Genomic DNA, 13,092 nt, shown 5'->3' with positions numbered 1-13,092 from the left:
GGCTACGCCCTCGACACCGACGGCGCGCTCACCACCGCGCATTACCAGCTCTGCAGCCGTCCCGTGAACACCGACGCCCACATGAGCAATCTTCTGCTCCTCATGGCCCAGCGCATGGGCGTGGAGAGTGACCGGTTTGGTGACAGTAACAGGGTGATCACTTTGTGATGTTCGTGGTTCGTGATTCGTGATTCGTGGTTGTTGTGGGCGCGTTCGTCGTCACGGCACATGCTACCCTATGAAAAAGTTCCTTGTTCTTAGTCCTTTGTTCCTTGTTTTCGGCGGCTCGATCGTCGTCACGACACACGCTGCCGATCAAGAACCAGGAACCGTGCCTTTCCGCCCCGAAACGGGCAAGTTTCCCCCGCTGGAAAAGGCTCACGCCTACCGCGGGGAACTCGTCTTCGTGGATCATGCGAACCGCCGCGGCAGCATCCGTGTGCAAGGCTCAGGGATGTTCTTCCGCAATGATCCGCACCCCTTCGCCCTGTTGCCGTATGGCATCGTGAGTTATCACGGCGCACCGGCGGATCTGAGGGACATTCCACTCGGCACCGTGCTGCACGTCCGCGCTTTCCTTCCTCCTGACCCAAAAATTTCCGCCGTGCCGGTCTTGCCGGTGGATAACAAGAACAAGGACGCGAACCACAACCGCGGCACCGGTATCGCGCCTGCGGAGAATCATGTCCTGCTGCTCGAAGACGAACCGAGCCACTGTCAGCGCGAAGGCCTCGTCTGGAAGCTGAAGGAAGTGGATATCAAGAAGAGCCGCGAAGGCATGATCGTCGCCACGCGTGAACCGAAGCAGGGCAGCGATGCCAAAGCGACCGAGGAAAAGATGACCTTCGACGCCGCCACGCGCCTCTGGCGCGGACGCGAACGCCTCAGCATCGAGGAACTCATCGCTGAAGGCGCCTGGCCTGCGGAGGGCAAGAAGTCCCTGGGCGGCCAGGCCGTGCTGCTGGGCATCACCTGGAGACCCACGCCCGACGGCATCTTCACCCGCTTTCATATCTCGGACATCTGGCTCGACGACGCATCCATGCAACGCGCCTCCAGAAGCCAGACTGAAACGCACAAAGCTTTCATCCGTAGCCGATGGATGGCCGCGTGGATCGACGCCGTCGAGTATGGTAAGTTCGGCCGCGCCACCATCACCGCGACCCTCTTCGGCGGCATGGACGACTTGCTCTACGCCGATTTCAAGAAGGGCACCTCCGCCACGATGAATGCCGTCGAGAACAACTTGAAGCACACCCACGGCGCATACGGCCCCTGGCACATGGCCTCACGCGGCACTCTCCTCGATGTTGCCAAGGCTCCCGCGAACGCCCCGCTCGGCAGCAGCGGCATCCAGATCAAGTTCGAGACCGATCTCATCATCGAAGGCATCCGGCCCGGCCGAGTGGTCCGCGTCCGTCCCGGCAACTGGCCGCAAGTCCAAGTCCCCCGTGAGGAATACCTCGACAACAACACTGCGGAAGAACGCTTCCCGAGCCCGGCGATCTTTCCGAAATACTGATGGAGAAGTCGAATGCTGGAGTTTTGGAGAAATGAATCCCGCGACCCAGCGCACTTGCCGCCGCCAATCCATCCCATCGCTCCAAGACTCCACCACTCCATGAAACGCGCGGCTTTTCTCACAATCCTCATTCTCGCGACGCCCGGCCTCTTGCCGGACCTGGCCGCCGCCGAGACGAAGGAGCCGGCCGCCTCGCTCGATCCGAAGGTGCGAGCATTCTTTGAACAGCACTGCATCGATTGCCACGACGGGGACATAAAGAAGGCCGGACTCGACCTGACCGCGCTGAAGCCGGACTTCACCGCGCGGGACAACTTCGCCCACTGGGAGAAAGTCTTTGACCGGGTCAGCCGGGGTGAGATGCCGCCGAAGAAAAACGAGCAACCGCCAGCGGCGGCGCGGGCGGCGTTTGTGAAGTCGCTCGGTGGCGAACTGCACGCCGCGTCACTGGCCCGGCAAACGACGGAGGGCCGTGTCGCGCTGCGGCGGATCAATCGAACGCAGCACGAAAACACGCTCAACGACCTGCTGGGGGTCTCGATCAAGCTCGGCGACGTGTTGCCGGACGACGGCTCCGTGGCGGGCTTCGACAATGTGAGCGAGGGGCTGGATGTTTCTTCCGCACATCTGCTGCGCTATCAAGAGGCCGCCGATCTGGCGCTCAACGCCGCGATTGCCACGCGGCCCCCGAAAAAACTGGCGTCTCGCCGCACCGGCAAGGAGGCTGCAAATTACGGGCAGATGCCCGGGCTGATGGACAAGTTCGTGCGGCTTGATGGCGGGCGTCTCAATGTTTACATCGTCCTGCCGTTCCATATTGAGTCGGATGAAGTTCCCACGACGGGCCGCTATCGGCTGAAAATCGTCGCGCAGGCGCTCAACACCGGCGGTCACCCGCTGCCGCTGAGAGTCTACGGTGCTTCGGGGCATCACCGTGATCAAAGAACGCTGGCGACATTCGACGCGCCCCCCGACAGCCCAGGCGTGTTCGAGCTGGAAACGCTGCTGCATAAGCAAGGTGTCATCCGCATCGACGGCTGGCAATTGCCGACCGAGCACACGGTGCGCGATCGACTCAAAGGCAAGCCGCTTGACGGGTCTTACACCGGGCCGGGATTCGCGTTCGAGCTGATGGAACTCGAAGGCCCGCTCAGCGAATTTCCGCCGCCGGGCCACAAGCGCTTGTTCGGCGATTTGCCGCTGAAACCCGCGAGCGTCGTCAAAGCGGAACGTGCCGGCCAGCCGCTGCCGGAGATTCGCGAGAACCGCAACGATGACGAATGGCGGCGCGATCCGTTGATTCCCGTCTCGAAGGACCCTCGCGCCGACGGCCAGCGATTGCTCCGCGAGTTTCTGCCACGGGCGATGCGCCGGCCGGTCGACGACAAAACGATCGCCTACTACGTCGGAGTGTTCCAGGAGCGGCTCGACCAAGGCCGCGAGTTTCACACGGCGCTGCGCGGCACCTACAGGGCGATCCTTTCGTCGCCTCATTTCTTCTACTTCCGCGAACAGCCGGGCTCCCTGGATGACTTTGCCGTCGCCTCGCGGTTGTCGTACTTCCTGTGGTCCACGCTGCCCGATGACGAACTGACCTCGCTCGCTGCCAAGGGAGAATTGCGCAAGCCTGCGGTGCTGCGGGCGCAGGTCGAGCGGATGCTCGGCGACAAACGCTCGCAACGCTTCATCGAGAATTTCACCGGCCAGTGGCTCGAACTGCGGAAGATCAACGCGACCACGCCCGACCCGAGCCTGTATGGCGAATTCGACGCGTTTCTGCTGTGGTCCATGCCTCTGGAGACGCAGATGTACTTCGGCGACATGTTGCGGCACGATCGCAGCGTCGCCGAGTTCGTCCATTCCGACTGGACGATGCTCAATTCGCGGTTGGCCAAGCATTACGGCATCGACGGTGTGCATGGCGGCGAACTGCGGCGCGTCGCTCTCAAGCCGGAAAGCCACCGAGGCGGCGTGCTGACCCACGCCAGCATCCTGAAAGTGACCGCCAACGGCACGACGACGTCGCCGATCCTGCGCGGCAAATGGGTGCTCGAGAAGATCCTCGGCACTCCGCCCGCCCCGCCGCCGCCGGATGTGGGTGCGATCGAGCCCGACATTCGCGGCGCGACGACGATCCGCCAGCAGTTGGAGAAGCACAAGGCCATCGCCGCGTGCGCCACGTGCCACAAGCACATCGACCCGCCCGGCTTCGCACTCGAATCGTTCGACGTGATCGGCGGCTGGCGCGAGTTCTATCGCGTGCCGGATGGCGGCATTTCGAAAGGCCGGTTACCGCTGCCACATTATCCCGAGCGGACTGTTTTGCGCGGGCCCGACGTCGAAATCGGCGGGACCACGCCCCAGGGACGCGAGTTCAAGAATGTGGACGATTACAAGGCGCTGCTGCTCGAAGACAAGGAACAACTCGCCCGCAATCTCGCGCGGCAACTGCTCGTGTTCGCGACCGGCGCCGAAGTGCAGTTCGCCGACCGCGAATTAGCGAAGTCAATCGCCGCCCGGACGCGCGACCGGAATTACGGGCTGCGGTCCCTCGTGCATGAAGTCGTGCAAAGCCCCGCGTTTCTCACCAAATAAGAAAGAAAGATCATGACTCCACTGAATACTCGCTTGCTCTCACGTCGCACGATGCTTCGCGCCACCGGCGTGGCGATCGGATTGCCGCTGCTTGATGCCATGCTGCCTTCGGGCCTGCGGGCCGAAGAAAAAGCAAAGAAGTTGGCCCCGCGCCGTATGGTGCTGATCAGCCGGCCACTGGGGACCCACGCCCCGTTTCTCTTTCCGGAAAAGGCCGGGCTTGATTACGAGTCCACGCGCTACCTGAAGCTGCTCGACGGACATCGCGGCCGATTCACCCTGTTCTCGGGCCTCTCGCATCCCGGCCACGCTCACCATCACTCCGAGGCAGGGTTGTTCACGGGTGTCGCCGGCGAGTTCATCCGAAGCGAGAAAGACCTTCGCAACACGATTTCACTCGACGTTTTGGCCGCAGAGCAAGTCGGCCGCGAAACGCGGTTTCCCTGTATCGGGCTCGGCGGGGCGCATTCCTACAACCGTAAAGGGGTGCGCATGCCGAGTTTGGGCGGCGCGGAAGCAATATTTCGACAGCTCTTCGTGGATGGCACGCCCGATGAAATCGCCAGAGAAGTGCAACGGTTGAGAGATGGACGCAGCATTCTGGACGGTGTCCGCCAGCAGGCCCGCGACCTCGCCCGCAACCTGGGCGCAGGCGATCGCGAGCGACTGGACACCCTGCTGACGTCGATTCGCGAGGCCGAGGAACGCCTCACGCAAGACGAGGCGTGGGTGAACAAGCCGAAGCCGAAGGTCAATTATCAGCCGCGTGACTTCCCCGAGAAAGAATTGGCCGAACGGTCACGCCAGTGGTACGACTTAATTCATCTCGCTCTGCAAACCGACTCCACGCGAGTGATCAATCTCCACATTCACAGTCATGGTCAGGTGAATGTCCCCGGCGTGAACATGGACCACCACGAAGCCTCGCACCACGGCCAGGACGATGCGAAGATCGAGCAGCTCGCGAAGGTCGAAGAGGCCGAGTATCGCGTGTTCAACGAGTTTCTCACTAAGATGCAAGGCTCCAGCGAAGGAAACGAATCGCTGTTCGATCGCACGATGGTCTTCCACGGCAGCAATCTGGGGAACGCGTCGGCGCACACGTCCCAGAACTTGCCGATCATCGTCGCCGGCGGCGGCTTCAAGCACACCGGGCATGTGATGTACGACCGCAAAAGCAATCGCCCTCTCTCAAACCTGTTCGTGCGGATGCTACACCAAATGGGCATCCAGGCGGATAAGTTCGGCACGAGCACGGGTGTGATTGGTGATCTTGGATGAAAGCGCCCCAGCGACAGCGGCGTGCGCATCCAGGTGCAGTGCGACATCATCCTGGAGGGCTACCGCCCGCGCAGCATCGTGCGATTTTTCCCGGCGGCATGGCCCGCAAAGTTTCCGCCGTGGAAGAGCGGTTTCAGAGCTATTGATCACATGAATCACAAAATGAGACTCACGTTCCTCACCGCCCTGATTGGCTTCGGCATGTCCACCGCGAGCTTCGCTGCTGAACCGTTCCGCGTCTATGCGCCGGCCAGCAAGACCAAGACCCTTTGGATCGTTGACGCTGTTCCCAAGGGGGACAGCGGATTGGAACTCAAGCTGGCCGAAAAGCGGGAGCTGGGTTTCAACGGTCGGGTCATCGCCGCGCATCCGAAGAACCCACTGCTCTACATCGTGGGCGGCGGAGAACGGGGCAAGGTGCCCGGCGCCGTGGTGACGTTGGCGAAAAACGGCACCTACTCCAGCCATCAGCGCGTGGACCTCAATGACGATGCCGCCTACCTCAGTCTCGATCGCACCGGTGCGTTTCTCTTCGGCGTCAGCTATGGAAACGGACGGCTCAATGTCTATCGCCTAGGTGAAGACGGACTGCCGGGAAAAGCCGTGGCGACGGTCGATGAAGGAAAGAAGGAAGCCCACTGCGTGCTGATTTCGCCGGACAACCAATTTCTCTACATCCCCTACGTGAAGGGCAACCTGGCGCTCCTCCAATACCGATTCGATGCGACCTCGGGTGCGGTCACGCCGCTCTCTCCGGCCAATGCGAATCCACCGGCAGGCACCGGGCCGCGCCACCTCGTCTATCACCCCACGTTGCCGATGGTCTATTTCTCGAACGAGCAAGGCATCGGCCTCTCCACCTACGAGCGGCGTCCAGACGGTCAGCTTGTTCTGAAGCAGGACATCGCGATCCTGCCGGAAGGCATGTCGAAGGAGGGGCTCAGTGCTTCCGACCTGGAGATCACACCGGACGGCAAGTTCGTCTTCGCCGGATTGCGCGGACATAGGCAGGACTTTGACCGCATCGCCCGCTACCGGGTGAAAGCCGACGGCCAGGCCGAGTTGCTCGGGCTGACACCGGCCGACAAAATTCCGTGGGGACTGGCGCTGTCTCCAGACGCAAAACATCTCCTCGTTTCCGCCTACAACGGCGCGACCCTCACCGCCTACCGAATCACCAACGACGGTGATCTGGAAAAAGCAGCGAGCCTGACCTGGGACGCCGAGATTTCCGACCTTCTCACGCGCTGATCTTGTTCCCCCTCAATCCTCGGCTGATGAGACTCACCTTCCTCACCACCATTCTCCCAACGTGTTGCGCCGCCCTGCTGCACGCATAGTGGCGGGGCGAGATTTCCGCCTGAGTTCAACTCGCTGGAGCGCCTGACGCCAAGCCCACGTCGCCGCTTTGAAAGTGTGAGGACGGCGAGGTCCCTCGAATCACCTCAAGGTGCAAGGTGTTACTGCGGGCACAAGGCACCGCATTCCTTGAACAACGAATGCGAAACCGTCAGGATCAAGCACTACCAGCGGTCGAATCAAATTGACCCGTCCGGGGTCGAAATGATTGACCCGTCGCTCATTCTCGCAAAAAGAGACATGTTTTCTTTAAATCATTCCGCAACAACGTGATAAGGGAGTGATTTAAAGGAAACATGTCGGCCAGGGTGGGTCAGCCATCTCGACCAAAGGCGGGTCAATCAATTCGACCGCTGACAAGCACACAGCATAACCATGAATCTCAGACCCACTCATCTCCTCGTGATCGCCACGGCGGTGGCGAATGCAACTCTTCCGAGCGCAGCAGCGACGCCGCGGGAAACGATTGTCCCGGCTTCGCTGTTTGCCACCGAAGATCCCAATCTGGAAGTCACGGTTTGGGCCTCTTCGCCAGCGATCAAGAACCCAACGAACATCGACACGGATCAGTTCGGGCGCCTCTGGGTGGCGGAAGGCGTCAACTATCGCAGGCACTACGAGCGCCAGCCCGAGGGCGATCGCATCGTCGTGTTGCAGGACACGGACGGCGATGGGAAAGCGGACAAGTCGTGGACCTTCGTGCAGGAGCCGTTTCTGCGCTCGCCGATGGGCGTCGCCGTGATCGACAACAAGGTGATCGTCTCGATGGCGCCGGATCTCGTCGCTTTTCTGAAATCACTTTGAAGCCAATGATGAACCATCGAAAGCTTCTCGCACGCGGCGCGGCATTTTTGGCTCTTGGCCTTGCCGCCGCGCTTTCGCTCCTGACCGGAAATCTTTCTGCCGCGGATGGCGCCAGTGCGCCCGCATCCGCCCAAGCCAGGCCAAACATCCTCTTCATTGCCGCGGATGACCTCAATCACTGGGTCGGCCATCTCGGGCGAAACAAGCAGACGAAGACGCCAAACCTCGACCGCCTCGCCAAGATGGGCGTGTCGTTTGCCAATGCGCACTGCGCCGCGCCGGTCTGCAATCCGTCGCGGGCCGCCCTCCTCAGCGGCATGCGGCCGTCCACCACGGGCATTTACGACAACGGCCAGCCCTTTGAGGCCGTCATCAAGGCGGGCGACTCGCTCGTCATGCAGTTCAAGAATGCGGGCTACGAAACGCTCGGGATGGGCAAGCTCTGGCACGGCGGGCTGGGTTTCCCGGAGCAATGGACGGCTACCGGCGGCCGGGAACGCGGCGGAGATCACGGTGACGCGAAGGTCAAGGACCGCAGCATCGGCGGCATTCGTTTCAGCATCATCGAGGGCGGCGACGACGCGGTGCCCGACACGCACATTGCCAATTACGGCATCGCCGAACTCGGAAAAAAACGCGACAAGCCATTCTTCCTCACGCTCGGTTTCCACAAGCCGCACATGCCGTGGAATGTCCCGCAGAAGTATTTCGATTTGCACCCGCTCGCCGACATCAAACTGCCGCCCACCCAAGCCGACGACCTCGCGGATATCCCCGCCGCCGGCCTGAAAATGGCGAAGCCCTCCGGCGACCACGCGGAGGTGATCAAGTCGGGTCGTTGGAAGGAAGCGGTGCAGGCGTATCTTGCGTCCATCTCGTATCTCGATGCCCAGGTGGGCCGCGTGCTTGATGCGCTGGCAACATCGCCGCATCGCGACAACACCATCATCTGCCAGTCATGAAGCTCGTTCTCACCCTCCTCACCGCCCTGCTGCTCGGGCCGCTGGCTGCAGTCCACACCGCCGAACCAACCAGCATCGCCTTCTTCGAACAGAAGATTCGTCCCGTGCTCATCGAGCATTGTTATTCCTGCCACAGCGCGGAGGCGAAGAAGCTCAAGGGCAACCTTTTCCTCGACTCGAAGGCGGGCTGGCAGAAGGGCGGCGACTCCGGCAAAGCCACAATCGTTCCGGGCAAGCCCGACGAAAGCCTCCTCATCCGCGTGATTCGGCATGTCGAACCCGACCTCGAGATGCCGCCGAAGAAACCGATGCTGCCGGAGGCTGTCATCGCCGATCTGGTCACGTGGGTGAAAATGGGCGCGCCCGATCCGCGCGACGGCGCGAAGCTGGAGGCCCGGCGGGGCGACAAGTCGTGGTGGTCATTGCAACCGCTGCCAAAGCGGTTCAAGCACGACAGCATCGACGGCTTTATCCAGGCGAAGCTCGCGGAGAAGAATCTCACGCTCAACCCGCCCGCTGATCCGCGCGCGCTGATCCGGCGCATGAGTTACGACGTGACCGGCCTGCCGCCGACGCCGGAAGAGGTCGAAGCGTTTGCTCGAGCGTACAAGGCCAGTCCGCGTCAAGCCATCGCGGGGCTGGTGGAGCGTCTTCTCGCCTCGCCGCGCTACGGCGAGCGCTGGGGACGGCATTGGCTCGATATCACGCGTTTCGGCGAGAGCAATGGTTTCGAGCGCAATTTCATCATCGACGACCTCTGGCCCTGGCGCGATTACGTCATCCGCTCGATCAACGAGGACAAACCCTTCAATCAATTCATCACCGAACACCTCGCGGGCGACGTGATCGGCAAGGACAATCCGGCGGTCGAAGTCGGCAGCGCGTTCCTCGTGGCTGGCCCCTACGACGACGTTGGCAATCAGGACAAGGTCGCGCAGGCCAACATTCGCGCCGCCACGCTCGACGACATGATCACCGCCACGGGCGGCGCGTTCCTCGGGCTCACGATCAATTGCGCCCGCTGCCACAACCACAAGTTCGATCCCATTCCCACGGAGGACTATTACCGGCTGCGCTCGGCGTTTGAAGGCATCACGCACGGCCGGCGCGTCATCGCCGCGAAGGAGGAGCGCGAGGCCTTCGCATTGGCAACCCAACCGCTCGAAGAGGAGTTGGAGAAACTGGAGAGAGAGCGCAAGGCACTTGATGATGCCATTGAAGCCCGTGCCAAGGCCGTCTTCGACAATTTCAAGCCCACGCGACCGAAAATCGACGTGCACGGCACCAGTGAGACCTTCGCGCCCGTCGAGGCGCGCCATCTCAAGTTCGTCATCGAGAATCTGACCAGCGACTATCAACCCGGCACCACGCGACGGGGGAAACGTGGCGGTGCCGGCGGCAAGCTCACTGAGTTTCAGGTCTGGAGCGCCAGCGAACCAAGCCGCAACGTCGCCCTCGCCAGCAACGGCACCAAGGCGGAGGGCGCGAAGTCCGCCACGGCCGAGGACTTTCCCGAAGCTTACGGCCCGCAATACTGCATCGACGGAATGCTGGGCGAAGCATGGTTCATCGGCGCACCGTCTGAGCTCACGCTCACCTTCGCGCGGCCGGAGTGGATCCATCGCATCACGTTCATCAACGCCCGCGGCGGACGGGAAATTGACGAAAGCAGAGTCCGCGGTGCGACCCCGTGTGAATACAAGGTGCAGGTCTCCCTCGACGGCCAATCGTGGACGACCGTCGCCACCGATGAAGGCCGTGAACCGTGGACGCCCGCGCACGGCATCGCCAGGAGTCGCGCCACCGTGACCACTCCGGAGGACGAGCAGAAGTTCGCCGCGCTGGACCAGCAAATGGCCTCGACGCGCACGAAGCTCAATCGCGTGCCCAAACTCCGGCAAATCTGGGCCGGAAACTATGCGCAGCCGAAGGAGGCCACCTTTGTCCACCAGGGCGGCGATCCCATGAAGCCCGGCGAACCTGTCGCGCCCGCGAGCCTCAGCGTGCTGGATCAGGTCACCCAGCCTTACGAACTGAAATCCGACGCCGCCGAAGGCGAGCGGCGCCTGGCGCTGGCGCGGTGGATCACCAGCGACGACAACCCGCTCACCGCGCGCGTGCTGGTCAACCGCGTGTGGCATTACCACTTCGGCATCGGCATCGTGGACACGCCCAGCGACTTCGGATTCCTCGGCGGTCGGCCAACGCATCCCGAGCTTCTCGACTACCTCGCGTCCCGGTTGATCGCGAAGGGTTGGAGGCTCAAGGCGCTTCATCGTGAGATTCTCCTCTCGCAGACCTATCTTCAATCGAGCGCCTTTCGCCCTGATGCGGCGCGCGAGGACAAGGACGCCCGGCTTCATTGGCGTCTCCCGCCACGCCGGCTGAGTGCGGAGGAAATCCGCGACACCATGCTGACTGTCGCAGGCAAATTGCAGCTTGAGCCGATGGGCGGCCCCGGCTTCCGGCTCTACAAGCACACCGAGAACAACGTCAGCACCTACTTCCCCCTCGATACGCAAGGCCCCGAGACTTACCGCCGCGCCGTCTATCACCAGAATGTCCGCGCCAGCGTCGTCGATGTTCTCAGCGACTTCGACCTCCCCGACAACGCCTTCGCCGCGCCGAAGCGCGCGAACACTACGACGCCATTGCAAGCCCTGACGTTGCTCAACCACAGCTTCACCCTCGACAACGCCAAAGCCTTCGCCGCCCGTCTCGATGGAAAGGATCCCATTGGATCCGCGTATCGCCTGGCCTTCCAGCGCCCGCCCACCCCAACCGAATGGGATGCGGCAACCAGGCTCATCGCCCAGCACGGAACCGCGTCATTTTGCCGCGCGCTGCTGAACGCGAACGAACTTTTCTACCTGGAATGACAGCCAGACATAGATCAGCCAGACTTTCACGGGCAATGACCAGGAGGGCACACCCATCTGTGTGTCCTCTCCATCTTCGTGCTGCGCCCAGAGACTGGCGCGCTTCCTTGGCCTGAAAGGGCAGAATCCGCCGGCAGGATAAACACAAGGGTTGCCGCCGCGAGGAAGAGATTTCCACTCGACCGCATCACCGGATTGTTCCCGGCCGAACGGAACATCGAAGAGCGCCAATGCTCTCCACGCGCGTGGTTTCCTTCGTCGCCCCGCAGGCTGGGCAGCCTGCGCCAAACGACAAAAGACTTCGGGATGCACGGTGCGGCCGCCTGTCGTCAATTTCAAGATTGACGATTATCTCTAAATATATAGAGTTAAGATCATGCAACGTCGCCGGCCGCACTCGCCTCAGACCGCTGCTGTCTTGCTCGCCCTGGCTCAAGACGCCGATGGATGGCGTCATGGCTATGACCTCTGCCAGGAACTCGACCTCAAGCCGGGCACACTGTATCCGATCTTGATCCGACTCGCCGATCGAGGGCTTCTGGAGACAGCATGGAAAACCGACGCGCCACCCGGTCGACCGCCCCGCCACATGTATCGACTCACGGGAGAGGGGTGCAAGGTGGCTGCTGAGCTGGCGCGCGAGCACCGAACCCATCGAACGAAGCGCGCCGGGCTGCGGCCTCAACCCGAAGGAACCTGAATGTCACACCGCAAAGACATTCCCTTCCGCCTGTTGGCCGCCATGGTCGCCCGAATGCCCGAGGACCGCCGGGAGTGGGGTGAGGCGATGCTTGCGGAATTGGCGCCATTGCAAGGCTCGGGCTCGAGGTGGAGTTTCGCCGTCAGTTGCCTGCGGGTCGCCCTCTTCCCACCTGGCCGGTATGAACCGCACCCCTTCGCCATGATCAAGAACCTCCTGCCAGTCGTCGGAGTGATCGCCCTCGCAGGCTTCGCGTTGCTCCAACCGGAAATCAGCGGTGCCGGCTGGCCTGGGCGTATATGATCTACGGCTTTGCCGTACTGGCGATACCGACAGCCCTGTTCGGAAATGTGGTGGTGCTGTTCGGGGTGGCCTGGGCGGTCATGGGCAATGCGTTCGGGCGCGCGCCCTGGCCCAGAACGGTCTGGCTGCGTCGGTCTGGACGGATGGTGGTGGATGTCGTGTTCGGGTTGATCAATCCCGTTCTTTAACTCGCGATCCTCACGAGCGCGTTCGGTCTGCGGTCTTCGGGCGCGGAATGGTGGCTTGAGCCCATGACGACTACCGCGTGGATTCTCGTGATTGCGTTCTGGATCGTGCGCTTGTGCGGCGGGGCATTCGACCAGCGTTCTCGCGCGGTGCGGACGGGAGTGCGCCTGTTGCTTTGGGCTTCGCTCGGGTGCCTGCTTGTCTTCACTGTGAAGGATGCGTGGTTTCTCTCTGAAACGATTCGCAGGGAGCAAGGTGCAATCGAGTTGGGCGGCTCTCGAAGCGCACCGCTCATTTTCCTTCGTCTCTGTCCCTTGTATTTAATCCCCGCCTTGTTGCTGTGGCACTACCTGCGTTCCAATTCAGCTCCGGTGCCGGAGGATCAGGACGTGTCGCAGCAGTCCGGTGGTTTCTTTCTCCTGCCGAACTTGGCGGCTCGATTTGCCGTTGCCTTCATGGTGGGGATCGCCTTGGTAACTTTGGCCCTGGCGGCTCACCGGC

9 protein-coding genes and 2 pseudogenes are annotated in these 13,092 nt (G+C 62.0%); all 11 read left to right on the top strand.

All coding sequences use genetic code 11. The features are described 5' to 3' along the window. The first annotated feature begins 334 nt into the window (after positions 1 to 334). A pseudogene (locus FJ404_17645) lies at positions 335 to 1,522 on the top strand (hypothetical protein). 12 nt (positions 1,523 to 1,534) lie between these two features. Continuing rightward, positions 1,535 to 4,117: a DUF1592 domain-containing protein gene (locus FJ404_17640; protein MBM3824679.1), complete on the top strand. Its 2,583-nt coding sequence runs from the start codon at positions 1,535 to 1,537 to the stop codon at positions 4,115 to 4,117. 21 nt (positions 4,118 to 4,138) lie between these two features. Beyond that, entirely contained in the window at positions 4,139 to 5,398 is a 1,260-nt protein-coding gene (locus FJ404_17635) for a DUF1552 domain-containing protein (GenBank protein MBM3824678.1), read from the top strand. Positions 5,399 to 5,548: 150 nt separating this feature from the next. Further along, on the top strand, positions 5,549 to 6,649 hold the full coding sequence (locus tag FJ404_17630) for a lactonase family protein (GenBank protein MBM3824677.1): 1,101 nt from the start codon (positions 5,549 to 5,551) through the stop codon (positions 6,647 to 6,649). Between the two features lie 588 nt (positions 6,650 to 7,237). Continuing rightward, positions 7,238 to 7,540 (top strand): annotated as a pseudogene (locus FJ404_17625) (dehydrogenase). A gap of 26 nt (positions 7,541 to 7,566) precedes the next feature. Further along, on the top strand, positions 7,567 to 8,523 hold the full coding sequence (locus FJ404_17620) for a hypothetical protein (GenBank protein ID MBM3824676.1): 957 nt from the start codon (positions 7,567 to 7,569) through the stop codon (positions 8,521 to 8,523). Then, a complete protein-coding gene (locus tag FJ404_17615) occupies positions 8,520 to 11,402 on the top strand; it encodes a DUF1553 domain-containing protein (GenBank protein ID MBM3824675.1) in 2,883 nt (960 codons plus the stop codon). Before FJ404_17620 ends, FJ404_17615 begins: the two co-directional genes overlap by 4 nt. A gap of 376 nt (positions 11,403 to 11,778) precedes the next feature. Beyond that, positions 11,779 to 12,102, top strand: a complete 324-nt coding sequence (locus FJ404_17610; GenBank protein MBM3824674.1) for a PadR family transcriptional regulator — start codon at positions 11,779 to 11,781, stop codon at positions 12,100 to 12,102. Next, positions 12,103 to 12,405, top strand: coding sequence for a hypothetical protein (locus FJ404_17605; protein ID MBM3824673.1), 303 nt, complete (start codon positions 12,103 to 12,105; stop codon positions 12,403 to 12,405). Further along, positions 12,402 to 12,593, top strand: a complete 192-nt coding sequence (locus FJ404_17600; protein MBM3824672.1) for a hypothetical protein — start codon at positions 12,402 to 12,404, stop codon at positions 12,591 to 12,593. The genes FJ404_17605 and FJ404_17600 overlap by 4 nt, the downstream gene beginning before the upstream one ends. A 63-nt stretch (positions 12,594 to 12,656) precedes the next feature. Beyond that, the coding region (locus FJ404_17595) for a hypothetical protein (protein ID MBM3824671.1) at positions 12,657 to 13,092 on the top strand (436 nt) is incomplete at its 3' end.

The organism is Verrucomicrobiota bacterium, from assembly GCA_016871495.1.
Classification (GTDB): Bacteria; Verrucomicrobiota; Verrucomicrobiia; order Limisphaerales; family VHDF01; genus VHDF01.
The sequence above is the reverse complement of the archived record's forward strand: the minus strand, read 5'-3'. Positions and strand labels throughout refer to the sequence as shown.

Excerpts from the sequence above, each read along its gene's own strand:
- FJ404_17620 (MBM3824676.1), top strand. The coding sequence starts at position 7,567 with ATGATGAACCATCGAAAGCTTCTCGCACGCGGCGCGGCATTTTTGGCT.
- FJ404_17640 (MBM3824679.1), top strand. The coding sequence starts at position 1,535 with ATGCTGGAGTTTTGGAGAAATGAATCCCGCGACCCAGCGCACTTGCCG.
- FJ404_17605 (MBM3824673.1), top strand. The coding sequence starts at position 12,103 with ATGTCACACCGCAAAGACATTCCCTTCCGCCTGTTGGCCGCCATGGTC.
- FJ404_17610 (MBM3824674.1), top strand. The coding sequence starts at position 11,779 with ATGCAACGTCGCCGGCCGCACTCGCCTCAGACCGCTGCTGTCTTGCTC.
- FJ404_17615 (MBM3824675.1), top strand. The coding sequence starts at position 8,520 with ATGAAGCTCGTTCTCACCCTCCTCACCGCCCTGCTGCTCGGGCCGCTG.
- FJ404_17630 (MBM3824677.1), top strand. The coding sequence starts at position 5,549 with ATGAATCACAAAATGAGACTCACGTTCCTCACCGCCCTGATTGGCTTC.
- FJ404_17600 (MBM3824672.1), top strand. The coding sequence starts at position 12,402 with ATGATCTACGGCTTTGCCGTACTGGCGATACCGACAGCCCTGTTCGGA.